Genomic DNA, 24096 nt, shown 5'->3' with positions numbered 1-24096 from the left:
ACTTCTTCACCTTAATCTGATATCTAGTGTCTGAGATCTGATATCTTTCACTAATCCTCCACAAATCTATTCCTTGCCGCCTTCATTCCAAAGTAAAACATCACGATAACGGCACAACTTAAAAAGTAAAAAGAACTTTTCCACGATACATCCCAATCATGCAGCTTTCCAAAGACCGGAGGCCCGAATGCCGCAATAAGATAGCCGACAGACTGTGCCATTCCGGATATTTTTACTGCATTGGCGCTGTTTTTTGTTCTTGTTGAAAAGAAAAGAATGGATAAGCTGAAAGACAAACCGTTGGAAAGACCAATAATAATGGCATTCGCATAAATCCATTGAGACTGCAGCCAGACGAACATCATGGTACTTCCGAACATTAAAGTACAGATAAGTATGATCAGAATCCGCTGATCTTTCATTTTTCCCGCAATAATCGGGGCACAGAAAGTAACAGGAATCATGGTAATCTGGATAACGAATAGAACCCATCCGGTGCTTTCGCCCTGCATATTGTAATCCGTAAGAAACGACGGAAGCCAGGCCATCATACAGTAATAAAACAATGACTGAAGGCCCATAAAAATACTGATATTCCATGCCTGGGCGGATTTAAACATATTAAAGTCAGAAACTGTCAATGCTGTTTTGGACTGACCCGGATTTTTTTTATTAAATATCAATTCCAGAATCAGAACAAACAGCCCCAAACCTGCAATCACCAGCCAGATTCCCAATGAGCCACGCCATCCGAATCCAGTCCATTCACCGATTCTTACACTGAAACCTGATGCCAAAGCTGCGGTGAGATTCATAGACACGGCAAAAATTCCGGTCATCAGTCCGATCTGTTTGGGGAAATTATTTTTAATATACCCGGGAGTAACCACATTTCCGATACAAATTCCAAGTCCTATGAACACGGATCCTGCAAAAAGCATCCAAAGAGATCCTGTAATTCTCAGAAACAGTCCGAAACTTAAAATAATCAGAGAGTACATCAGAAACCTGCTAATACTGAATTTATGCGAAAATCTGCTAACCAAAACGGAACAGGTTGCAAACATAAATAAAGGGATAGACGTAAGAAGACTAACCTGAAAACTATCCAGTTTCAAAGTATTTCGTATTTCGGAAAGTACCGGAGATACAGAAATAATTGGAGACCTCAGATTACTGGATACCAGTATGACAACCAGTACATTAATCAGCATCAAAACGTAAGAAGCATTCTTTCTTGTTTCATTCTTCATCATACAGATATATTTGATGCAAAATTAATTCAGTTGTTTTGTTTAATTTTGCCAAAGTTTTAACTTAAAACGACATGAATCCTCACGATACTATTGCGATTGATGAACTGGAAAAACCTTATTTTGTATGGTTTGAAGACAACTGGACCCATGATGATATCCTTCATTCCCACGAAAAAGGCCAGCTGGTGTATGTGGAAAGCGGGTTTCAGTACATTACCGTAGATGGGAAGATCTATCTGCTTCCGCAAAACCATGCAGCCTGGATTCCTCCCGGTTCTGTTCATAAAACCAATACGCATTCTGAGAAAATTAAGCTGATGATTATGTTTGCTGATGTAGATCCGGATATATCTTTTCACCAGGAAATCCATGTGTTTTCTGTACCTCCGGTCTTAAAGGAAATGATAAAATACGCTGAAAGATGGTCTAAAATAATGTCAAAAGACCCCGATGAAATGCTGTTTTTAAAAGCACTTTTCAATGAGCTTCCCCGTTTTGTGGAACATTCTCTTAAACTCCACATCCGTCTTCCTGAGGACAAGCGCCTGTCTGAACCCATTGGATATCTGCACAACCATTATCAGGAAGATATCAGGATAGAAGATCTGAGTGAAATTTCTCTTCTCTCCTTACGTACTTTGGAGCGGATTTTTAAGAAAGAAACAGGAATGACCTTAAGCAAATACCAGCAGATATTGAGGATCATTAAAAGCCTTGAACTCCTGAGTTCCGGAGATCTTACCATATCAGAAACAGCGTATCAGGTAGGGTATAAGAGTGTACAGGCTTTTACCAGAAGTTTCCGGTCTGTGATGCAGTCGAGGCCGACTGATTTTATTAAAACCACTCAATAATTTAAAATAAAATAATCTCCAGGCTGCCCCGGAGATTATCTTTATGACGAATTTAAATAATTTCTAGAACTTAAATAAGCATTCGCAAACACTCATTTTACCTTCAACAACCGTTGACCAGGCTCCTGTCCATGTGCCTCCATAAGAAGCGCATATTGCAGGACATACTTCCTTCGCATCTTCAGTGCTCCAGATAGGCCCGGCAAGGACATTCAACTTATATTCTGTACTTCCGGATGGTTCTGTATCGTATTCCACTTCGATAACGCTCATCTGACCTTCAACAATGGTGCTCCATTGTCCAGTGAATTTTCCTAAATGGGCCGCTGCAATACGACCTCCGATTTTTTGTGCTTCGTCGTTGCTCCAAAGCGGACCTGCAACGATGTTGATTTTGAATTTTGACATGGTGTAATGTTTTAAGTTGTTTAACATTACAAAGTTGTCACTTTAAAGGGATATATATCAGCGTATAAAGTACCAAATTCATCATTACGTATTTACACTTACACGATGAATTTTTCATTACATGTTTTCATATACACATGAAATAAACAATTACGTATGCATATAATGAAAAAGGTCCCCTAGATGAGGAGACCTTAAAAAAACACAAATGATGAAAAAAAATTATTTCGAAGCACAAATATAAGTAAAATTTACATTATGCAAAACATCATAAAGGTATAAATATTCAAAAATTATTAATTCTACTTGAAAATAGGCTTTGATCTTAATTGGCTTTTTCTTTCATTTTTTTACAATTTTTTGCTACTGCATAGATCATCAATCCAAAAATAATCCAGTCAATGACTGCACTCGCAGTATAGATGCCACTAATTCCAAATATTACGGGCACAATAAGGAGGGCAGGGATATAAAAAACAGCCTGCCTCAGAATACTAATCACTGTAGCTGGTTTCGCATGGTCTACAGACGGAAACCAGACCATTGCCATAAAAACAAATGGCAGCGCAGGCAGAATACTCATGTAAATTCTGAAATCAGTCAGCTGGCTATTGCTGAAAACCATATCCGGAATCATTACCGATAATACCCCAGACGGATAGAACATGACAAACAGCCAGAAAGGCAATAAAATCATCAACCCAACTAAAGAGAAGATCCGGTAAGCGCTGATGCTTCTTTCATATTTTCCGGCTCCGTAGTTCATGCCCGATACCGGTTGAAATGCCCGCATGAGACCCCAAAGCGGCGTATTCAGGAGGATATAGAAACGGCTTACCGCAGTGAAAAATGTAATGTCCGAATCTTTGCCATACCTCGCCAGCACATTGAAAACGACAATATTCTGTATAACGATCATAATCATCATAATAAATCCGGGCATTCCCAGCGAAAGTGCTTCTTTAATAATGGCTTTATCTTTTTTCAGGGACCAGAACCTGGTTTTAAAAGACGCTTTTCCCGATGAATAATACCAGACTCCGAGAACGGTATAAATGATCATTGAAACATTCGTTGCCCAGGCTGCCCCTGCAACACCCCAGCCGAAAGTATGGATGAAAACAGGCTTTAAAGCAACATCTACCACCAGCCCGACAGCAATCATCCATGCTGCGGTTTTCATACGGCCTTCTGCACGGATCATCATATTCAGGGCCAGCCCGTGAATCCAGAAAAAGCTTCCGAGAATCGTTGCACGGAAGTATTCGGTTCCCAATGACAGAATTTCACCTCTTCCGCCCATCATATATACCAGTTCTTTTCCAAAAATAAAGCATGGAATGGTGATCAGGACAGAGAAAATTAAAGTAAGATAATTCGCTGTTCCTAAAGAGTTGTTAAGCTTTTCCTTGTCGTCAGCTCCAATCCAGATGCTTACTGCAGAACCAATTCCTGTTCCGATCAGTGTCCCGAATCCCTGGGCAAACTGGGCCAAAGGATAAGCTATACCTACTGCCGCAAGAGCTGTTGTACTGATCAGGTGGCCGACAAAGATTCCGTCCAGAAAATTATTCATTCCATAAAGTACCATCGCAATCACGGCGGGCCATGAAAGCTGCCACATGACCCGATACATATTCCCGTTTAAAATAAGTTGTTTCTGCTTTTCCATTATATAAGTATGTCTTCTATTTTTATATTTGAATGAAGGAATTCCACCGTCTGAAGTCCTTGACAACCCTCCATGAGCTTCAATGCTTCTTTATCTTCGAGAAGCGCATCAAGAAGAACAGTATCCAGACTTTCTTTTCCAACCTTTATCATTCTTATACTTTTGATTCCGTTTGAGTGTGTAATTTTTTCAGGTCTGGGATTTACGGAATAGGCAGACATTAAAAAAGGAAAGTGGGTGTCCTCAGGAAAGGCAAGCCGCCATGAGAGTTTTCTTCCATGCAGATCCTTTCGGGTGCTTTTGAAAACTTTGCATCCAATATCCAAATATTCAAGAAGAAGCTGATAATATTTGAGATCTTTCTTCCGGGTTTCCAATGACCAGTCGCACCAGCCTGAACTTTCCTTCCAAACCTTCATCCGGTCCACAACTGGCGAATACCCAAATATTCTTATCAACCATCTGAATAGCAAAGGAATAGTTCGGATTTTAAAAATTTCAATAAAAACACCCTCTTCAAACCAGATAAAAGCATTGTACGCTTTGGAAGGATGGGCTCCGTATTCAACACTGAATCCGGCATCTGTCAGTTGTTGAACGGCACGGTTTAGATCATCTGTACGGAATAAAACATGGCTTATCTGCATCATTTATAGCTTATAATTAAGAATGATTCTAAATAATCATTAACTTTGTACAAATATAGATGCCGGGTTCCCCTTTCAGGGTCTGTATAAAGGAGTAAAAACTCCGTCAAAAGGAGAAATACATTAATACAAATGGCGCTTAAACTGTATGGAGACGATATTGAAAACCCGCTGATGGAGAGAGACCATCCGCTCACCGGCTCATTACCATATCAGGACATCATAGAATGTGAGACCCATTTGGATCTGCCTTACGGAAGAGGAAGCTATAACGAGATTTACTTTGGAGACATCCACATCGGATATGGGCTTGCCAATCTTGCAGACAAAACCCTGCTGAATTTTGAGACCGATCACGAAACGGTGGAAATGCATTTTGCCATGAAAGGAAAAAGCAGTGCCGTTTCCGGAAATTTTGTTGAGAATATAGACTTTTCCGACGGTCAGAACAATATCATCTACGCATCAGGAATGGAAGGAACGATGGAATGGGAGAGCCGGAATTTTGAACTTTTTGAGATCAATCTTTCTCCTGGTTTCTTTAAAAAATTTCTGCCTGATGAATCCTCGTTATTTGAAACTTTCAGAAACCGGATGGAAAAAGGGAATGGTTGCCAACTGAACCCGGAACATAACAGAATCAATGCCCGGATGTATGAGTTGATCAATGAAATCATCAACTGTGAGCGAAAAGGACTATTCAAAAGGATGTTTATTGAAGCTAAAACCATTGAACTGCTACTGCTTCAGTTTGAACAGATGTCCGATCAGTCATTGATAAAAACTTCTTTAAAAAGGACGGAAATCGACAAGATTCATGCGGTGAAGGATTTCATTATGAAAAACCATGATTCGGATCATTCACTGATTGAGCTTGCCCATTATGCCGGTACAAATGAATTTGCCCTAAAAAAAGGATTCAAAGAACTTTTCGGAACCACCGTTTTCGGATTCTGGAGCGACCTTAAAATGGACGAAGCCAGGAAAATGATCCTCGAAAAAGAAATGACCATCAGTGAAGTTTCAGATGCAATAGGATACAAAAATCCACGCCATTTTTCGACGGCTTTCAAGAAAAAATTCGGAATAATTCCGAGCCAGCTGAAAAAATTCTGATCAGTAGAATATTTTACCGTTCTCTATCCGCACCATTTCTTCTTTCTCCATTTTTTTCACAACACGTATCACTGTTTCTACGCATAGACCCGTAAGAGAAGCCAGTTGCTGCCTTGTAAACGGAAACTGGTAGGAATATTTGCTGGTGTACTGATTGTAAGATTTCAGACACTCCATCACGCGTTTTACTTTGGTTCCCGGATCGGGTGCAGAGATATTATTCAGCATTACATGTCTGTAATACATCCTTTCTGCTGTGTAAGTGTAGAGTTTTGAGAAAAGATCAGGCGAGCTTCCGATAAGCGCCAGAAATTTGACCTTATCCAGCTTTATGATTTCACAAACCGTCATTGCCACTGCGTTAACAGGATAGTCCCTATCAATGAACAGGGAGCTCTCTACCAGACAATGCCCATCGAATGGGATGCTGTGAATAATTTCCCGCCCATCTTCATGGTAATTATTGATTTTTACCGTTCCGGTTTTGATCTGAAAATAATACTTCGGAGCATCTCCTTCTTTAAAAATAACATCATTGACGCCATAACGAACGAGTTCGGCTCCCGAGGACAATAAAAGTTCTTCATCGATTATCATAGGCATATCGGACACAAAGACCATGAGATTGAATTGTTCAGATCAATTTCACGGCTGTTGCTTTAAATTTTTATCCAAAAATAAATATTAGTTTATAAAAAGAAGGTAAAATGAGCAAACTTTAACAAATTGACAATGAAATCACGACAACATGACTCCAGTCATAAAATACATCACCCATTCTTTTTACTTTTGGCATGCATTATAAAACTCCATATATTTTAATACATTACGTTTTAACATCAGCCTCTCAATTGAGAGGTTTTTTATATTCTATGATTAAAACACGAATAACACCAATGTTTTGCTCAAATGACACAAATATTTTTCACGGGTAATACAAATCTCTTTGTCACATTAGTGTTATTTGCGATAGTATTTGTGTCATTTGTGTTTAAAAACCAGTGTTGTGATTCCGCTCATAAAAGAATTCTTCCGGTTTTTATAACTTAGTCTAAAATTCAATACCATGAAACCAAAGCAGATCCCGAGAGTTCCCCAGCAAATATCCGGTGGATTTCACGATACAGAAAGCCAAAAACAGTTTGAGCCAACACTTCTTCCGATAAAATTTGAACTGCTGAAAGAAAGGTTTTTTGCTGTCAACCAATGGAAAAGCTATTGTGGAGAAGGGTTTGCAGATTTTAAACTGTATGATGCCGAAGGAAATGAAGTCGTAAGAATTCCTCAGATAGGAGATTTTATAAGAATAGATATTCCCGGACCGGGAGAAAAAGCAGCGAAGGGTTATGACTGGGTAGAAATCACTGATATCTGTTTTCAGGAAGACAATATCTCTGAAAGTATTATGATCACCTGTAATCCATCAAAGGATCCTGAAGATAAACACAGTAAACATATTGCCCATTTTTACAGTGCTAAAGCTACATCTACCTTTATGATTTCCAGAACAGCCACTCACTTAAAAGCGGCAGTCTACGGACGGAATGAAACACCGAATTTCGATGCAGGATTGATTGATGTTGTTAGAAATCTTATGATCGCTGCCGGAGGAATGATAGGTGTTTCCAAGATCCAATGGAAAAAACTTTCGGATGGTTTTCTGGATTTTGAATAGAAAGAAGTTTCGTTTTTTCTTTTTTTGACCTAAGTCAAAGTTTTTCTTCTGTCGTACCAGGACATTTGCACCGAAATATTTAAACAAAAATTATGAGTGCAACATTAGCAAAGGGACAGTCCATTAATTTCTATCAGGCAACTATGCCCATTATCCTGTCTGTTTTTGCCATATACCTGACGATAGGAATTGCCTTAGGTGTACTTCCAAAATTTGTCCAGAACAACTTAGGTTTCAACAGCCTTATCATCGGACTGGTGATCGGGCTTCAGTCGCTGGCTACCCTTTTAACCCGAGCTTATTCCGGAAAAATAACAGATACGAAAGGCGCTAAAAAAAGCAAAATGTCAGGAATCATATTATCTGTCATTGCCGGAGCAGCCTATGTTCTTGCCGTATTTTTTCAAACTTCTCCTATGTTGGCTCTTGGATTTCTTCTGCTGGCAAGGATTATTCATGGGGTAGGTGAAAGTTTTCTCGTTACAGGAGCTTTAACCTGGGGAATCGGGCTTGCAGGCCACGAAAAGTCGGGAAAAGTAATGACCTGGAATGGTATCGCCATGTATGCGGGGATTGCGATTGGAGCTCCGTTAAGCATTTGGTTAAGTAAAGGCTTTGGAGACCTTCCCGCATTTATTCTGATCATGCTGTTGCCACTTGTCAGCTGGATTTCTACAGCGAAACTTCCTGCAATCCCTGTGGATAAAGACCATATCAGAACTCCTTTTTACAAGGTAATCAAAACAGTGGCTGGCCAAGGGTTAAGTCTTGCATTTTCTTCTATGGCTTTCGGCTGCATTGCCTCATTTGTAGGGCTTTTCTTTATGGAAAAAAACTGGGGTGATGCATCGCTGGCTTTCATGACTTTCGGGGCATGCTATGTTTTGACCCGGATTTTCTTTGCTTCTTTTCCGGACAAATTTGGAGGTTTCAAGGTCGCTTTTATTTCGCTGATTATTGAAGCAGCCGGACAGATCATGATCTGGACTTCAGCCTCAAAAGCTGTAGCAATTATCGGGTGTGGACTGACTGGAATAGGTTTTTCCCTTATTTTTCCTGCCCTTGGAGTACTGGCTATTCAGAAAGTAAAACCACAGATGCGGGGAACTGCTTTGGGAGCTTATGTAGCTTTTGTAGATCTTTCGCTGGGATTGGCGGGACCGGCAGCAGGCCTTGCTGCGGGATGGTTTAATTATCAGGCTGTCTATCTTTTCGGAGCCATCAGCTGTATTCTTTCTATGATTATTCTATTATTTAACAAAAAATAATTCTTTAAAAACAATGATAACAAGTTCAATAACATCACGAAAAATACGTTCCGTATTTACCGTTAAAGATAAAAAATACCTTACCCCACATCTTATCCGGGTGGTATTTAAAATAGACGAAAACCAGATGGAATTATTAACCCATGTTCGATCCGGATCCAATAACAAAATATGTATTCCTGTCCACAGAGAAGACCAAAAGTCAGAACCGGTATTTATCACCAGAACCTACACCAACCGTAAAATTGATCTGGAAAATCGTGAACTCACCATTGATTTTGTTGCTCATGGGGAAAACAGTCCGGCATCAGCATGGGCATTGAATGCAAACCCGGGTGATTCACTTGAAATAGGCATGAAAGAAAGCACACGGCCATTGATTCCTGATGCAGATTTATATTTACTCGTTGGTGATGCCACGGCATTACCTGTTATCAGTGCGATTGCAGAACAGCTGCCTTCTTTTGTAAACGCAAAAATATTTTTGGAGGTACATGGAAAAGAAGATGAAGTGATATTGTGCTCTGCCGCCGATATATCCGTAGAATGGCTTTATAACTCTCATCCTGAACAGGGAAGCCAATTGGCAGATGTTGTCAAAAGCTTTGTATTTCCAAAAGGAATCCTGAAAGAATATGTTTATGCCGCTACCGAATATACTACGGCAAAAGAAATCCGCACTTACTTCAAAACTGAATTAAACTGGGATGCACACGGCATGCATGTGGTTTCTTACTGGAAGGCTGGTCAGTCGGAGGACGAAACATCCAGAGAGCGGCAGAACCAGAGAGATTGAGCATTTATTGCTACATTTGCTGACGACTGATTTTAAAATCAATGGAAGAACTATTAGCTTCATATATCAAAAGCAAAATATCGGTAACCGATGAAGAACTTAGTATCATTCTTTCCCATTTCAAACCAATGAAACTGAAAAAGAATGAACTGCTTCTTGCTAACGGACAATCCAGCCAGAGAACATTCTTTGTAGTAAAAGGCTGTCTCCGCATCTTCTTTATCAATGAAGAAGGGCAGGACTCTACCCGGTATTTTGCTTTTGAAAATCAGTTTGCAACCGCTTTGGTCAGTTTTATTACCTCAGAGCCGTCGGATGAATTTATTCAGGCTGTGGAAGATTCAGAAATCTACTACATCACGCACGGAAGCTTTTATCATTTACTGGATCAGATTCCGCAGTGGGAAAAATTTTACAGAATCTACCTTGAAGGCGCTTATGTAAACAATACACGACGATTGATGTCTTTTCTGGTACAGGATGCCCTAGAAAAATACCGCCAGTTACTGGATGAAAACCCGATTATTGTACGTAGACTTTCCAACAAAATGGTAGCTTCCTACCTCAATATTTCTCAGGAGACCTTAAGCAGATTAAAATCAAAACTCTGATTCTGTCATTCTCTGAATTTCTCCGTCTAATCTTTAATTTTTAGCTTCTTATGCACAGCAAGCCTAAACCTTCTGATTTTTTTTCAGGCAATATTCTTTCAAAAAGTAAAATTGCAGAAAACACTTTTCACATCAGAATTCAGAGCAGGGATTTTTCGCAGCTTCACTATGCTGCGGGATACACGGCGGAAATTTTCCTTTCTGACCCTTACTACAATCCGGAGACTGAAATCCGGGAGTATGCGTTCTGGAATTACGAACCGGTTTTTCATACCGCAGATTTTGCTATCCATACAGATGTGATGAATCATACTTCAAAATGGATAGAAACCATTCAGGAAGGCGATACGGTGTTTTTCAGAAAACTCTCTGATGAATTGATTTTAGATGAATCCGGAAGTCATTATTTCCTGATCGGAGATGTTAAAGCACTGGCTTATCTATATGAGATTAACAGGGCATTAGCCATAAGTAAGAAAGTCGATAGCTTTATTTATACTGAACGAAAAGAAGATGTATTTTCCGATCTTGATCACAGTTTTCCGTTAACATCATATACCATTAATCCTTTAACACCGGAGAAAATCGTGGAAATTATAAAGGAAAAATTCCCTGAAAGCAGTAAAAATACCATTGTTTATATTTTAGGAAATGAGAAAATCAGTTCACTGATCTCTACTTATTTACAAAACAATTCATCTTTTGAAATATCGAATATCTATGGGAAAGACTTCTGACACAGGGATTATTCTCATAAAATTAATACAGAGGACCGTTTTAGAAAAAATTTAAGCCCTATATTTGCATCGCAATGTTAAAATGGCTTTCCATAATATGTTCAATGATGTATGTGCTTGCTACCACCAATACGGCGGAAGTACTCAAAGTGCCGTTGTTTGTGGAGCATCTTATGGAATATGAAGGAAACTTCGCAGAGTTTGTCATGGAACACTATGACAACCATAAAGAAGATTCAGACTGGGCTACAGACCAGAAACTTCCCTTTATCAATCCACCCATTGTGCTGATGGTGAATGCCCAGCTTCCTGATATCAGTTTTCACATAGAAAAACCTAAAGAAATCAGGGTTCCACAGAAAAACAGCACCTATCAGGAGAAAAACTTCCCAAGTCTTTATCTTTCCCGTATTTTCCAGCCTCCACGGTTCTCTTAATTGATTTTAAATTGAAAATTAATGCTTTAGGATTTTGCCCTGAAGCAGCCAATTTCTTGTTTATCAATTAATAATTTTTCCATGTTAAATAAAATTATTGAGTTTTCTGTAAAGAATAAACTCATCATCGCTCTTTTTACCATAGGGCTGATTCTTCTTGGTATCTATGAAACCACCAAACTTCCTATTGATGCCCAGCCGGATATTACCAATAACCAGGTTCAGATCATTACCACAGCGCCTTCTTATGGAGCAGCAGACATCGAACGTCTTGTTACTTTTCCCATAGAACAGGCTACCAGCAACATCAGCGGAATCACCGAACTTCGCAGTTTTTCACGTTTCGGACTTTCTCTTGTAACGGTCGTTTTTGATGATAAAACGGATGTCTACTGGGCCCGCCAACAGGTTCAGGAGCGTCTTCAGCTTGTTCAGGAAAACATTCCCGAGGGCATTGGAAAACCGGAGCTGGGACCTATTTCTTCCGGGCTGGGAGAGATCTTTCAGTATGTGGTAAGAGCTAAAAAAGGCTACGAACATGTTTACAATGAAACTGAACTCAGAACCATTCAGGACTGGGTGATCAGGCGCCAGCTTTTAGGAACAAAAGGGGTAGCAGATGTCAGCAGTTTCGGAGGGAAGCTGAAACAATACGAAATAGCGATTAATCCAAATAAATTACAGGCATTCAACATCAATATTAATAATGTTTTTGCAGCTCTGGAAAAGAACAACCAGAATACCGGGGGTGCCTATATTGAGAAGAAAGAAACCGTTCTTTTTATCCGAAGTGAAGGACTTTTAGGCAGTGTGGAAGATATCGGAAATATCCAGGTTGCGGATACTAAAGACGGAATTCCGGTTCATATCAAGGATGTAGCATCAGTTAAGATCGGCTTTGCCACAAGATACGGAGCCATGACTTACAATGATACCGGAGAAGTATCCGGAGCCATTGTTTTAATGCTAAAAGGTGAAAATGCCAATGAAGTCATCGGAAATATAAAGCAAAGACTTGAAAAAATCCAGGAATCATTACCGGAAGGGGTCGTCGTAGAACCGTTCCTGGACCGTGCTAAAATGGTGAATAATACGATCAGCACTGTAAAAACCAACCTTATGGAAGGAGCTTTGATCGTCGTGTTCATTCTTGTTCTGTTCCTTGGGAATTTCAGAGCCGGATTATTGGTGGCATCGGTGATTCCTTTAGCCATGCTGTTTGCCATTATCATGATGAATATTTTTGGCGTCGGAGGAAACTTAATGAGTCTCGGAGCCCTTGATTTCGGATTGATTGTAGACGGAGCCGTTATTATCGTGGAAGCGGTTCTCCATCAGCTGGCTCATAAAAAGCATTTCGGTAAAGACAATATGCTCAGCAAGAAGGAAATGGATGAACAGGTTTCCAGTTCTGCTTCAAAAATGGTGAACAGCGCCGTATTCGGACAGATTATTATTCTGATTGTTTATCTTCCGATTTTTACGCTTCAGGGAATTGAAGGAAAAATGTTCAAACCGATGGCTCAAACGGTTGCTTTTGCTCTGGTGGGAGCATTTCTGCTTTCCTTAACGTATATCCCGATGATGAGCTCGCTTGTTTTGAGTAAAAAGAAAAAGGAGAAGGACAATATTTCAGACAGGGTCATGGCCAAAGTAGAAGCAGGTCATCAGAAATTCCTGATGAAAGCACTTAAATTCAGGAAAACAATTCTTCTTACTGTTTTGGTCCTTTTTGCAGGCGCTGTGTTGATCCTTTCCAGAATGGGCGGTGAATTCATTCCATCATTGGAAGAAGGTGATTTTGCTGTTGAAATGCGTATTCTGCAGGGAAGCAACATCAATGAAACAAAAAAAGTGACCAGCCAGGCTGCCGGAATTCTTCTGAAACAGTTTCCTGAAGTAGAAAAAGTAGTCACCAAGATCGGAAGTGCGGAAATTCCCACAGAACCCATGCCGATGGATGCGGGAGACATGATCATTGTTTTAAAACCGAAAAAAGAATGGACATCCGCCACATCATTCCCTGAACTTTCAGCTAAGATGAGCGAATCCCTCAAAGTCATTCCGGGATTAACAACAGGCTTCCAGTTTCCGGTACAGATGCGTTTCAATGAGCTGATGACGGGAGCCAGACAGGATGTGGTCTGTAAAATTTATGGTGAAGATCTGGACAGTCTTGCGGTCTATGCAAAAAAGCTGGGCAGTATCATTAATACTGTGAAAGGTGCTCAGGATCTTTATCTGGAACCTGTTGTGGGAGCGCCTCAGGTGTTGATTGATTACAACCGGGCAGAACTTTCACGTCACCGTATTTCCGTAGCAGAAATCAACAGAGTGATCAATATGGCTTTTGCAGGACAGACCGCCGGAGCTTTATACGAAGGAGAAAGAAAATTTGACATTGTAGTCCGTATGGATAACGAACATAAAAAAGATATCACAAGCATCCGGAATCTTTTGGTTCCTACGGCGTCAGGTGAACAGATTCCGTTATCTCAATTGGCTAAAGTGGAATTAAAAAACAGCCCGAATCAGATTCAGAGGGAAGATACCAAAAGAAGGATTGTTGTAGGATTCAATGTGCGTGGGAGAGATGTTCAGAGCATCGTGGAGGAGCTTCAGAAGAAGGCGGATAAAGATTTAAAATTATCTTCCGGGTATACAATTTCTTATGGCGGTGCCTTTGAGAATTTAAATGAAGCCAAAGCCAGACTGGGAATTGCCGTTCCGATCTCACTGGTCATGATTTTCTTATTGCTATTCTTTGCTTTCGGTTCTGTAAAACACAGTCTGATTATTTACACAGCGATTCCTTTATCAGCCATTGGCGGGGTGTATTTTATGGCGTTGAGAGGAATGCCTTTCAGCATTAGTGCGGGAGTTGGATTTATTGCCCTTTTCGGAGTTGCGGTACTTAACGGAATTGTTTTGATATCAGAGTTTAACCGGTTAAAAAAGAACGGGATAACCAACACCAGCAGAATTGTCCTGATGGGAACAAGAATGAGGCTTCGTCCGGTTTTAATGACCGCTTTTGTAGCTTCACTAGGTTTCCTTCCGATGGCACTCAGCAGCGGTGCAGGGGCAGAAGTACAAAGGCCTTTGGCAACCGTAGTTATCGGCGGACTGATGTTGGCCACCTTACTTACCCTATTTGTGCTTCCTATTCTCTATGTCTTATTTGAACGAATTAATAAAAAGAAAATGAAATTCTCTAAAAAATTTAATTATAAAAAACTGTCGGTGGTTCTGTTATTACTTTCCGTAAGTGGAATCAGTGCACAGGAAAATATTACTTATGAACAGGCTTTGGAAAAGGCTTATCAGCAAAACGGGACACTTAAAAATTCAAAACTGATCTCTGATTATCAGGAAAAACTGAAAGGAACTTATCTTGATATTCCGCAACTGGAAGTGGCTGGCGCTATCGGACAGATTCAGGGGCAGGAAACCGACAATTCGTTTTCCGTATCCCAAAGATTCAGTTTTCCGACAGTATATTCGAAAAGAAAACAAATGCTTGATGCTTCATGGACGGCTAGTGTGATGAATCAAAACCTGACCAAAGCTCAGCTCAGAAAGGAAGTTTCAGATGTTTTTTACAGGATATTGATTCTTCAGGAAAAGAAAAAAGTATTGGAATACATCAGCCGTCTCTACCAGAATTTTGCTGACAAAGCCAGCTTAAGGCTGAAAAAAGGAGAGGCTAATATTTTAGAAGAATCTACCGGTTCCATCCAGAAAGAACAGGCAGACATCCAACTGAATACCCTTGAAAATGACCTGAATATCTCGAAGCTGCAATTCCAGTTACTGCTTCAGTCCGAAAAGCCATATCAACCGGTAGCTGATCAATCTGTAATGGATATCAATCTTCAGCTCTCTGAGGAAACCATCAGCCAGCATCCTGAACTTCAGTATTTACAGCAGCAGATTAAAATCAATGAAGCTGAAGTACAACTTGAAAAAAGTAAACTTCTCCCAGAACTTCTTGTAGGATACACGAATCAGAGCATGAAGAACATCAATAACAACCGTTTTAATTCCGTTCAGGTGGGTGTGGGAATTCCGTTGTTCACGAAAGGGCAGAGGGCATTGGCAAAAGCTGCTCAGGCTAAAATTGCGGTTTCCGAAAATGAATACCAGCGTAAAGAGATTGAGCTTAACAACAGAATAGGACAGCAGATCAGCCATTACATGAATCAAAAGAAGATCATTGACAATTATGAGCAGAAACAGCTTCCGAAATCAGAAACCATTTTAACTGCCGCTCAAAAACAGATGGATGCCGGAGAAATCGATTATATGACCTGGGTTTTATTGGTCAATCAGGCAGTAAAAACGAAAGCAGACTACATCGATCATCTGGAAAAGCTTAACCAGATTGCAGCAGAATTCAATTATTTAATTTCAAAATAACAGCGGAATGTCATTCAAAAAAATATCTATATACAGCCTTGGTTTAGCTCTTGTTTTATCTTCATGTTCAGGAAAAAAAGAAGAGAAGAAAACCATTTACGAGAATAAAAAATTTGCACAGAATAAAGAAAACACGGTAAATCTTTCAGAAAAGCAGCTTCAGACAGTAGGTGTGACCACGACCATGATTCAAAGCAGGAATATGGAGAAACTGGTCAGGCTGAACGGAAAAGCAGAGATTGCGCCGTCGCATATGAGTTCGGTTTCGAGTATTATGGGCGGACACATCAAGTCGATTCATGTGATCAGCGGAAGTCATTTTAAGAAAGGTCAGGTGCTGGCTGTGGTGGAAGATCCCCAGTTTATACAGCTACAGCAGGATTATCTGGTGACCAGAGCACAGCTGGAATCTGCAAGACTGAATCTCAGCCGTCAGAAAGATCTTAATATCAGTAAAGCCAGCAGCGATAAAACCCTGCAGACCGCACAGGCTGATTATTCGACTTTAAATGCCACTTTAAAAGGTTTGGAGGAAAAGCTGAGAATCATAGGCATCAATGCAAAAGGACTGAGTTCAGGAAATATCAGAAGCAGAATCAGTATTTATGCACCTTTCAATGGATTTGTGAGCAAGATTCTGGTCAATAACGGACAATATATTAATCCGGCTGATACTTTATTTGAACTGATTGATCCTGCCGGATTATTGCTCGAGCTTAAAGTTTTTGAAAATGACGTGAATGATATTAAAACCGGGCAGGACATTCTGGTGTACAGCAATGAAAATCCAGATCTTAAACTGAACGCAAAAATCATCAGCGTAGTTCCCAGCATTGAAAACGGAGGCGCCGCGATGGCTGTTGCGAAACTTTCTTCTCCCAATTCAGATTTTGTAAAAGGAATGTACATCAATGCAGAAGTAAGCATTAACGGTAGAAATACAATGGGACTTCCCAATGAATCCGTCGTTTCTTTTGAAAACAGAAGTTATGTTTTTGAAGATCTTGGAAAAGGCAGCTATAAGATGATTCTGATTACAGCAGGAATATCCGATGATCAGTTCACAGAAGTTCTGAAAGCAGATTTCTTAAAGGATAAAAAAATAGTACAAAAGGGAGCGTACAGCCTTCTGATGATGCTTAAAAATAAAGCGGAGTAGATCATACATTGTTCTGTACTATAAAAATAAAGACTGCACATCCGGCAGTCTTTAATTTTTTATTTCTCTTTAAGATCTGTATTGATCTGCTTTTCCGCATTTTTAGCTTTCTCTTCCTGAGCTTCTTTTTCTTTCCGTTGCTGCCTTCTTGATTTTTTCTCAGCCCGTTTTTCTTCACGGATCACTTTGTTGGACTTTTTATTGTACAGCGCATCTACGATTCCCTGCCCAGTCTTGCTGAAAATTTTAATTTTCGGTTTGCTGTGAGTTCCCGTGACTACAATTGGAAAACCAATCCAGCCAGCCGGAGGAAGACCAACTCTCACTCTTAAATCCAGCAGTCCGTTGAAACTCGTGGTTCCGCTGATAGAAGGTCTCAGAACCGAAACTTTAAAGGTGAATTTGTCTACGTGGATCAAATTGTTTTTGATATTGGTTTCAATCGTTACGCCTTTCATATCAGGATTATCAAAAGCTTTTGCTCCGATATTATCACCGACTGCAGAAAGCATTTTCAGGTTTTTCACTTCCACATCCCGGAGATTGACCGTTCCGCCGCCTTCCAGTGATGGATAAATCGGGCTCATGTTTTTATCAAAATCACCTTTCAATTTATAATCCAGAGATACAATTCCTTTGACATCTTTGGCTGCGGTGGCCATTTCACGAACCATATCAATCTCTTTGTAAGCTCTCTGAACATCAAAGTCCTGAACTTTAAGGGCTACATCATAATTAGCCGTGAGCGGAGATTCATCCTGATAACGGGCATCAATATTCATCCGGCTTCCGATAATGTCAAACGAGGTGTTTTTAAGATATACTTCTCCTTTATTCACAGAAGCATTTCCTTTCAGATGATTAAGCGCCAATCCTTTAAATTCAACCTTTTTCGCATTGGCTTCCAGGGAAACATCCAGGTTTTTCGGAATGATGACCACGCCGCTGCTTTTCGGGTTTTCTACTTTTGCATACTCCACTTCAATGGATTTATCGGTATTGTCTCCGCTTTTAAGTGCCATAAACTCATCGATCAGGATGTAATTGGAATTTAAAGTGAATTTCCCATGAAGCGTTCCTTTTCTTTCAATAAAATAATTGATGGTATTGAGGAGATAACCGTTCAGTGCAAAATCAGATTTTCCGTAGGTAGCCAGGAATTTTCTGAACCACATTTTTTCATTTTCAAACTGGAAATTTCCTTCTTTGATAAAAAATGACTGAGGGAGGTATTCTGTAGTGGCTTTAATATTTTTTAAAATTAAAGTTCCTTTGTTGTCCAGCTTGCTGTATTGACCGGTTGTGGCATAACTCTGTCGGCCATTGAGCGATAGATCCGCCATGATTAATCCGCTGATATCGAATCCTTTTTTTGCAAAAACTTTATAGATTCTTCCCACATTCAATACACCTTTTGCCCGGACTTTATACAGCAGATCTTCAAAATTCTGCAAATCGGCATTCACAAACACAGGATTTCCTTCAAAATCAAAGCTGAAAGGATCCAGTTTTACACCAAGGCTTTTGAAAGTTCCGTCTGTATTGATAATATTCGCTACTAAATTGATATTTTGGATAGGGTTGGGGTAATATTTTGTTTTGACTAAACCGTTTTTAAGATTCAGATATCCGTTGGTTTTTGGAAACAGCTTTTTATCCAGACTGAACATTCCATTGGCTTTAATATTGGTATCCATCAATCCCCGGATATCAATATTTTTCAGTCCCAAAGCCTGGCTCAACGTTTTCAGGTCTACAGCACCTTTTATATTAGCATCCACCTGCATTTCGTTCAAACCTTTGGTTTTTACATAAGCGCGGAAATTATTATTCGGACCGAGATCGAAACTCAGTTTTTTCAAATCTACTGCAAGCTGATTGGTGTCTAATGACGGTAAATCCACATTCAGATCCATATTCAGATGATTCATCGGAACAGGTGCTTTTCCATTAGACACAAAACCGTTTTTAACCAAAAGTCGTACTTTAACTCTCGGTTTCATATTTTTAGGCTCACTGAACCTGCCTTTGATATGGAAATACAAATCACTGTTGCCTTCTATTTTGGTGTCTTTTGCCCAGTCGAGATATTGCGGAGGCAGCACGGAGATCATCTCACGGATCGTAGTTTTTTCCGAAGCTGCTTTGATATCCATATTGTATCCATCCTTAAGAATACTGATAAAACCGATGAATTTTAGGGGTAAATCATTAATCCTCAACTCATTCTTTTTTAAGACAAAAGTTAAGGCATTGGTATTAATTCTGGTGATCAGGTCCGCATGTAAAGTCTTTTGTTTGGCGTAATAAATTCTGTTCAGGCTGAAATCTACTTTATCAATATCAAGATTCGTCTGAAGATCGAAAATATCTTCGCTCAATCCGCCTTTTCCAGTATAATTCAGTCCTTTGGCATCGACTAAAACCCTTGCAGAATGATCGTTGTATTTGATATTCCAGTTTTTAAACCTGATCAGGTCCAATTTGATAGAAGCACCTGTTTCTGTAGTATCTTTAGGCTTTCCGGAAGGTTTGGAGACGTAGACATTATAATTCGCTTCCCCTTTACTGTTGACGAATACATTGGCATTGGCATCGGTTACATAGATTTCATCGATCTTCACTTCACGGTTGAAAATTAAATTTTTAAGATTAATTCCCACAGCAACTTCTTTTGCCGTCAGTAAAGTGTCATTCTGAAAAGGTTTTGAACCCTGTAAAACGAGGTTGTCTACAGAAACCGTAAGGGAAGGAAAGTGCCGGAAGAAGGTAAGATGCGTCTTTTTATAATCGAGTTTTCCCGCAAGATGTTGATTGGCAAATATCTTTACCTGCTGAGAAATCGTTCCCGGAAAAAGGATGGGAATGATGAACATTAAAAATAAAAGGGTTGCTATTGAAATTCCGGTCCATTTTAGAATTTTCAAAATTATTTTTTTAAATTTTTCCATAAATCCATAATTTTGATGAATATTGATAATGATAATTAGTTATTTGTAATCTAAAATCAAGCCATTTGCCAATTCTCTTTTTCTGTAGTACAATTTTTTGTAAGTTCGAATAGGCTGAAAACAATATCCATGATCGCCTGTTCATCTTCAATAACTTGATACAAGGACTGTACTAAATAATTAAAATAATGGGACATATATATTTAAATTCTCTTATAGGAGCATTATTAAGTTTTTATTCTTTTTCGGAAACCTGTACTGATTCTTCTCAGAATTTAGATACCCTGCAATCTAAGATCGTTTCCAGCAAAGTGTTAAATGAGGAAAAGTATTCATTTAGTGTCCTGCAGTTCAATATATGGCAAGAAGGAACCCAGGTTTCCGGGGGGTATGACGCAATCGTAAATGAAATAGCGGATCGAGAACCGGATTTTGTAACATTGTCAGAGGTTAGGAACTATAACAATACTTCGTTTGATGAGCGTATTACAGCCTCTTTGAAAGCAAAAGGAAAAACCTATTATGCATCCAAGGGATACGATAATGGCGTTCTGAGTAAATATCCTATTAAAGACTATTCAAGCTTTAGTGGCAACACTTATCATCGTCTTGTTGCAGAAATCAGGCCCGGTCAGGAAATTGCTGTGTATTCCGGTCATCTGGATTATACCCACTATGCATTATACTACCCAAGAGGTTATGACCCTATAACTTCAAATCAGTTATCAGCACCTGTAACTGATCTGAGGAAAATCACTGAGATGAATAATCAATCTCAAAGGCCGCAACAAATTAAAGATTTTATAGAGCGGGCACAGGAAGATATTAAAAAGGGACGAATTGTAATATTAGGGGGAGATTTTAATGAAGCTTCTCATCTGGATTGGACAGAGGCTGTCAAAAATAAATATGACCATAATGGTGTCGTTATGTTGTGGAGTTCCACCTTATCTCTCGACAAAGCAGGTTTTAAAGACAGTTACAGGATGATGTATCCAAATGAGGTAGATTATCCGGGATTCACATGGGTAACACAGGCACCATGGGCACCTAAGGCAGATGAGCGAGATAGGATTGACTATATATTTTACTATGATGACGGGAAAATAACAGTAGATGACAGTTATATTGTAGGGCCTAAAGCAACCATTGTTAAGAATGTAGCGACTCCGGAAACTTCAAAAGATAAATTTTCTCTTCCGAAGGGAATCTGGCCTACAGACCATAAGGCTGTCTGGAGCACTTTTACGGTACAGGGCAAAAAAAAGAATTCAAAATTACCGTAGATAAAAAACAATAGCGTTTAATTATACGATTTTGCTTTATATTAAACAAAAAAGCATCCGTAAGTATATGGATGCTTTTATACTAAGTAAGAAATTTAAAACTCCAAAGAGGATGCAATGAAAGGTCCGATAAGAACTTCCCTCATCCTTCTTCCTGCTTCCAATCCCTAGTTCAAGATCTCATTCATTTCAGTTAAAATAATAGGCTTTCCATCCGTTACCACAATGGTGTGTTCGTGCTGTGCCATATAGCCGCCTTTGTTGCCAACCATCGTCCAGCCGTCGTTCAATTCTACTGCAATATTGGAGGATGTAGAGATAAAGGTTTCAATAGCAACTACAGAATTCTTTTTAAATCTTCTGGAATCATAACGGTTTCTGTAATTCATCAGTTCGTCCGGCTGCTCATGCAGGCTTCTTCCGATGCCATGTCCGGCAAGGTTTCTGATCACTTTAAAACCTCTTTTTTTAGCTTCGGTTTCCATTAGAAATCCGATGTCTGCTATTTTTACGCCACCTTTAATATTGTTGATCGCTTTCTGTAAAATTTCTTTGGAAGCATTAACCAGCTTCTGATGCTGATGAATGTCTTTTCCGATCACAAAAGAACCACCGTTGTCCGACCAGTATCCATCAAGTTCAGCGGAAACGTCTATATTAATCAGATCTCCTTCTTTCAAAACTCTTTTGTCGGTAGGAATTCCGTGGCAAAATTCATTGTCTACACTAATACAGGTCCAGCCGGGAAATCCATACGTAAGATGCGGTGCAGATTTTGCCCCAAAGTCGGAAAGGATCTTCGCGCCATATTCATCCAGGTCTTTCGTAGTCATACCGGGTTGAGCGTACTGAATCATTTCTTTTAAAGTGTAGGCAACAGCTTCACTCGCTTTTTGCATTCCTGCCAATTCCTGTTCATTGGTTATAGACATCGTCTTTTATTTTGGGTTGAATAATTATTTAGGAATGACAAAGTTAGGAAATTATTATTTTTATTTAAATATGAAAAAAGAAGCTGTTAAATGACTGATCTTAATAATTCAAGTGATTTCACAATCTCCGTTTCATTGAGTGATGCAAAACCTAATCTGAGGCCATTCGGTATAAAAACTTCGTTGTTGTAAAAAGATCCGTCAGCGATCTTAAGTCCCTTTTTCCCTGCCTCTAAAGACAGTTTCGGGAGACTTATCGACTGGTCAAAAACTGACCACACTGCCATTCCCCCTTCGGGAATTTTAAAATCAATCACACCGCTGAAATCGCTTTGCAGAATCTCACAAAACAGGTCTCTGCGTTGTTTATATATTTTCAGTGATTTTCTAAAATGCCTTTCCATTTCTCCGTTTTCAAACAGAGACGAAAAAGCCTCCTCCAGAAGTGAATCTCCCTGTTTATCTATCAGTTGACGCAATGAAGCTGCTGCCCGGACAAATTCCGGCTGGGCGATCATGAATCCTATGCGTAATGCGGGAGCAAAGGTTTTGGTAACAGATCCTATATAAATGACATTCCGGTTATGATCAATGCTGGCCAACGGAATATAGGGTTTGGCATCATAATGAAAATCGAAGTCGTAGTCGTCTTCAATAATAGCAAAACGATATTCCTTGGCCAGTTTTAAAAGCTTTAATCTGCGCTCCATGCTCATGGTTACCGTGGTCGGAAAATGATGGTGAGGAATGATGTACACCGCTTTGATGACTTGTTTCTTTAAGATATCTTCAAGAAAATCTATGTCCATACCATGCTCATCCACGGGAATACGCAGCAGATGAGCCCCAACATACCTGAATATTTCATCAGCAGAACGGTAATTAGATACGCCTACCGCAATACTGTCAGATGGGGTGAGCAAAAGCCGTGAAGCCAGATAAATACCCATCTGACTTCCTTTGGTAATAAGCAGGTTGTCCGGATTTACAACCAGCCCACGGGTATCCGATAAATACCGGGACAGCGCTGAACGAAGGTTTTCCGAACCTTTCGGGAATCCATACTTAAGAAAGTTTTTACCATAGAATTTTCTTGAGATGCTTCGGTATTCTCTCATCAAAAGATCAACCGGAGTTAAACGAACATCAGGAAATCCATCATCAATAGTAAGCACCGACTGCTGGTAGTTTTCACTGATCTGTATTTCTTTAAAAGGATTCGTCCATGAAAACGCTTCTTCAAGCGTATTTGTTTTTTGCTCAGAATCTGTTTTTTTCTTTTCGGAAAGTGCCGGAAGTTTAGATAAAACAAAAATTCCTTTTCTTTCTACAGACTCGGCCCAGCCCTGACTGATCAGTTCTTCATAGGCCAATTTTATGGTATTCCGGTTAAGACCTGTCAATTCTGTCAGCAAACGTGTGCTGGGCAAAACATCTGACGGCTGAAGCGTTCCATTCGTGATCAGATTGATAAAACTGTTACAAAGCTGAATATACAGCGCAACACTCGAATCTCTCTTCAGTTGTATTAATGATTTGTAGGGCAGCATTCCGGATTGTTTATTTAAATGTACTATGAGTTTCATTAAATCTATGACAAAATTAAATAGTAATCAAGGGGAATACTTAAAAAACGGGTGGCAAGCTATTGAGGTTTTATAACTATATTAATTATTATCCTTGTCAAGATTTTGAACCTTGACATTCTATGTTAATTGCCAACTTTTAAAAGTTAAAATATTTATATTTTATTAATAATTTTGTTGATATTGTATTTTATTCTTTAAAATCCCGAAAGCTTGTCTTAAAAGTTTATTGCATACAGCAATTAATGCTACTTTTTTACATTTCTTTTTTTCCAGAATTCTTTCA

General features: G+C 39.4%; 19 protein-coding genes and 1 pseudogene. 11 read left to right on the top strand and 9 right to left on the bottom strand.

The annotated features are described in order from the left end of the window. Positions 1-50: 50 nt before the first annotated feature. Positions 51-1256 carry a CynX/NimT family MFS transporter gene (locus tag BM143_RS10720; protein WP_228430764.1) on the bottom strand — a complete coding sequence of 402 codons (1206 nt, stop codon included), beginning with the start codon at positions 1254-1256 and terminating at the stop codon, positions 51-53. Positions 1257-1327: 71 nt separating this feature from the next. On the opposite strand from BM143_RS10720, the gene BM143_RS10715 reads away from it, so the two are divergent. Beyond that, positions 1328-2110, top strand: a complete 783-nt coding sequence (locus tag BM143_RS10715) for a helix-turn-helix domain-containing protein (protein ID WP_090024493.1) — start codon at positions 1328-1330, stop codon at positions 2108-2110. A 63-nt stretch (positions 2111-2173) separates the two neighbouring features. On the opposite strand, the gene BM143_RS10710 is transcribed toward BM143_RS10715, so the two are convergent. From BM143_RS10710 to BM143_RS10700, 3 genes are all read right to left on the bottom strand, one after another. After that, on the bottom strand, positions 2174-2518 hold the full coding sequence (locus BM143_RS10710; RefSeq protein ID WP_090024492.1) for a mannan-binding lectin: 345 nt from the start codon (positions 2516-2518) through the stop codon (positions 2174-2176). A 325-nt stretch (positions 2519-2843) separates the two neighbouring features. Further along, positions 2844-4190, bottom strand: coding sequence for an MATE family efflux transporter (locus BM143_RS10705; protein ID WP_090024491.1), 1347 nt, complete (start codon positions 4188-4190; stop codon positions 2844-2846). After that, complete coding sequence (locus BM143_RS10700; RefSeq protein WP_090024490.1) at positions 4190-4840, bottom strand: VOC family protein; 651 nt, start codon at positions 4838-4840, stop codon at positions 4190-4192. The genes BM143_RS10705 and BM143_RS10700 overlap by 1 nt, the downstream gene beginning before the upstream one ends. Before the next feature lie 129 nt (positions 4841-4969). On the opposite strand from BM143_RS10700, the gene BM143_RS10695 reads away from it, so the two are divergent. Continuing rightward, complete coding sequence (locus BM143_RS10695) at positions 4970-5953, top strand: helix-turn-helix domain-containing protein (protein WP_090024489.1); 984 nt, start codon at positions 4970-4972, stop codon at positions 5951-5953. Here BM143_RS10695 and BM143_RS10690 read toward each other — a convergent pair whose 3' ends face one another. Then, a complete protein-coding gene (locus tag BM143_RS10690) occupies positions 5954-6574 on the bottom strand; it encodes a Crp/Fnr family transcriptional regulator (RefSeq protein WP_228430762.1) in 621 nt (206 codons plus the stop codon). Positions 6575-7019: 445 nt separating this feature from the next. Here BM143_RS10690 and BM143_RS10685 point away from each other — a divergent pair, with 445 nt between their 5' ends. The 8 genes from BM143_RS10685 (at position 7020) to BM143_RS10650 (ending at position 17055) form a co-directional block, all read left to right on the top strand. Continuing rightward, the gene (locus BM143_RS10685) at positions 7020-7628 is read left to right on the top strand and encodes a hypothetical protein (RefSeq protein ID WP_090024488.1); all 609 of its coding nucleotides are present in this window, start codon (positions 7020-7022) and stop codon (positions 7626-7628) included. A gap of 92 nt (positions 7629-7720) precedes the next feature. Beyond that, positions 7721-8896 carry an MFS transporter gene (locus tag BM143_RS10680; RefSeq protein ID WP_090024487.1) on the top strand — a complete coding sequence of 392 codons (1176 nt, stop codon included), beginning with the start codon at positions 7721-7723 and terminating at the stop codon, positions 8894-8896. A 13-nt stretch (positions 8897-8909) separates the two neighbouring features. Continuing rightward, positions 8910-9692: a siderophore-interacting protein gene (locus BM143_RS10675; protein ID WP_090024486.1), complete on the top strand. Its 783-nt coding sequence runs from the start codon at positions 8910-8912 to the stop codon at positions 9690-9692. A 41-nt stretch (positions 9693-9733) separates the two neighbouring features. After that, positions 9734-10303 (top strand): Crp/Fnr family transcriptional regulator, encoded by a 570-nt coding sequence (locus BM143_RS10670; protein ID WP_047455577.1) that lies wholly within the window; start codon positions 9734-9736, stop codon positions 10301-10303. A 50-nt stretch (positions 10304-10353) separates the two neighbouring features. Next, positions 10354-11040, top strand: a complete 687-nt coding sequence (locus BM143_RS10665; protein ID WP_090024485.1) for a hypothetical protein — start codon at positions 10354-10356, stop codon at positions 11038-11040. Positions 11041-11144: 104 nt separating this feature from the next. Beyond that, entirely contained in the window at positions 11145-11477 is a 333-nt protein-coding gene (locus tag BM143_RS10660) for a hypothetical protein (RefSeq protein WP_139222022.1), read from the top strand. Positions 11478-11558: 81 nt separating this feature from the next. Continuing rightward, a complete protein-coding gene (locus BM143_RS10655) occupies positions 11559-15896 on the top strand; it encodes a CusA/CzcA family heavy metal efflux RND transporter (RefSeq protein WP_090024483.1) in 4338 nt (1445 codons plus the stop codon). Positions 15897-15903: 7 nt separating this feature from the next. After that, a complete protein-coding gene (locus BM143_RS10650; protein WP_090024482.1) occupies positions 15904-17055 on the top strand; it encodes an efflux RND transporter periplasmic adaptor subunit in 1152 nt (383 codons plus the stop codon). A gap of 59 nt (positions 17056-17114) precedes the next feature. Here BM143_RS10650 and BM143_RS10645 read toward each other — a convergent pair whose 3' ends face one another. Continuing rightward, a complete protein-coding gene (locus tag BM143_RS10645) occupies positions 17115-19982 on the bottom strand; it encodes an AsmA-like C-terminal region-containing protein (protein ID WP_228430760.1) in 2868 nt (955 codons plus the stop codon). Between the two features lie 212 nt (positions 19983-20194). Between BM143_RS10645 and BM143_RS10640 the strand changes: the two genes are divergently transcribed. Beyond that, positions 20195-21292, top strand: a complete 1098-nt coding sequence (locus BM143_RS10640; RefSeq protein ID WP_090024480.1) for an endonuclease/exonuclease/phosphatase family protein — start codon at positions 20195-20197, stop codon at positions 21290-21292. A 167-nt stretch (positions 21293-21459) separates the two neighbouring features. Here BM143_RS10640 and map read toward each other — a convergent pair whose 3' ends face one another. From map to BM143_RS24325, 3 genes and pseudogenes are all read right to left on the bottom strand, one after another. Beyond that, positions 21460-22224 (bottom strand): type I methionyl aminopeptidase, encoded by a 765-nt coding sequence (gene map / locus BM143_RS10635; protein ID WP_090024479.1) that lies wholly within the window; start codon positions 22222-22224, stop codon positions 21460-21462. Positions 22225-22310: 86 nt separating this feature from the next. Continuing rightward, a complete protein-coding gene (gene pdxR / locus BM143_RS10630; RefSeq protein WP_090024478.1) occupies positions 22311-23810 on the bottom strand; it encodes a MocR-like pyridoxine biosynthesis transcription factor PdxR in 1500 nt (499 codons plus the stop codon). 165 nt (positions 23811-23975) lie between these two features. Continuing rightward, positions 23976-24096: pseudogene (locus BM143_RS24325) on the bottom strand (IS110 family transposase); the annotation flags it as partial.

It is taken from the genome of Chryseobacterium oleae (assembly GCF_900115055.1).
In the GTDB taxonomy this organism is placed as follows: domain Bacteria; phylum Bacteroidota; class Bacteroidia; order Flavobacteriales; family Weeksellaceae; genus Chryseobacterium; species Chryseobacterium oleae.
The sequence above is the reverse complement of the archived record's forward strand: the minus strand, read 5'-3'. Positions and strand labels throughout refer to the sequence as shown.

Coding starts and splice junctions, on each gene's coding strand:
- BM143_RS10640 (WP_090024480.1), top strand. CDS start 20,195: ATGGGACATATATATTTAAATTCTCTTATAGGAGCATTATTAAGTTTT.
- BM143_RS10660 (WP_139222022.1), top strand. CDS start 11,145: ATGATGTATGTGCTTGCTACCACCAATACGGCGGAAGTACTCAAAGTG.
- map (WP_090024479.1), bottom strand. CDS start 22,224: ATGTCTATAACCAATGAACAGGAATTGGCAGGAATGCAAAAAGCGAGT.
- BM143_RS10690 (WP_228430762.1), bottom strand. CDS start 6,574: ATGGTCTTTGTGTCCGATATGCCTATGATAATCGATGAAGAACTTTTA.
- BM143_RS10650 (WP_090024482.1), top strand. CDS start 15,904: ATGTCATTCAAAAAAATATCTATATACAGCCTTGGTTTAGCTCTTGTT.
- BM143_RS10715 (WP_090024493.1), top strand. CDS start 1,328: ATGAATCCTCACGATACTATTGCGATTGATGAACTGGAAAAACCTTAT.
- BM143_RS10670 (WP_047455577.1), top strand. CDS start 9,734: ATGGAAGAACTATTAGCTTCATATATCAAAAGCAAAATATCGGTAACC.
- BM143_RS10685 (WP_090024488.1), top strand. CDS start 7,020: ATGAAACCAAAGCAGATCCCGAGAGTTCCCCAGCAAATATCCGGTGGA.
- BM143_RS10675 (WP_090024486.1), top strand. CDS start 8,910: ATGATAACAAGTTCAATAACATCACGAAAAATACGTTCCGTATTTACC.
- BM143_RS10655 (WP_090024483.1), top strand. CDS start 11,559: ATGTTAAATAAAATTATTGAGTTTTCTGTAAAGAATAAACTCATCATC.
- BM143_RS10695 (WP_090024489.1), top strand. CDS start 4,970: ATGGCGCTTAAACTGTATGGAGACGATATTGAAAACCCGCTGATGGAG.
- BM143_RS10680 (WP_090024487.1), top strand. CDS start 7,721: ATGAGTGCAACATTAGCAAAGGGACAGTCCATTAATTTCTATCAGGCA.
- BM143_RS10710 (WP_090024492.1), bottom strand. CDS start 2,518: ATGTCAAAATTCAAAATCAACATCGTTGCAGGTCCGCTTTGGAGCAAC.
- BM143_RS10705 (WP_090024491.1), bottom strand. CDS start 4,190: ATGGAAAAGCAGAAACAACTTATTTTAAACGGGAATATGTATCGGGTC.
- pdxR (WP_090024478.1), bottom strand. CDS start 23,810: ATGAAACTCATAGTACATTTAAATAAACAATCCGGAATGCTGCCCTAC.
- BM143_RS10665 (WP_090024485.1), top strand. CDS start 10,354: ATGCACAGCAAGCCTAAACCTTCTGATTTTTTTTCAGGCAATATTCTT.
- BM143_RS10720 (WP_228430764.1), bottom strand. CDS start 1,256: ATGATGAAGAATGAAACAAGAAAGAATGCTTCTTACGTTTTGATGCTG.
- BM143_RS10700 (WP_090024490.1), bottom strand. CDS start 4,840: ATGATGCAGATAAGCCATGTTTTATTCCGTACAGATGATCTAAACCGT.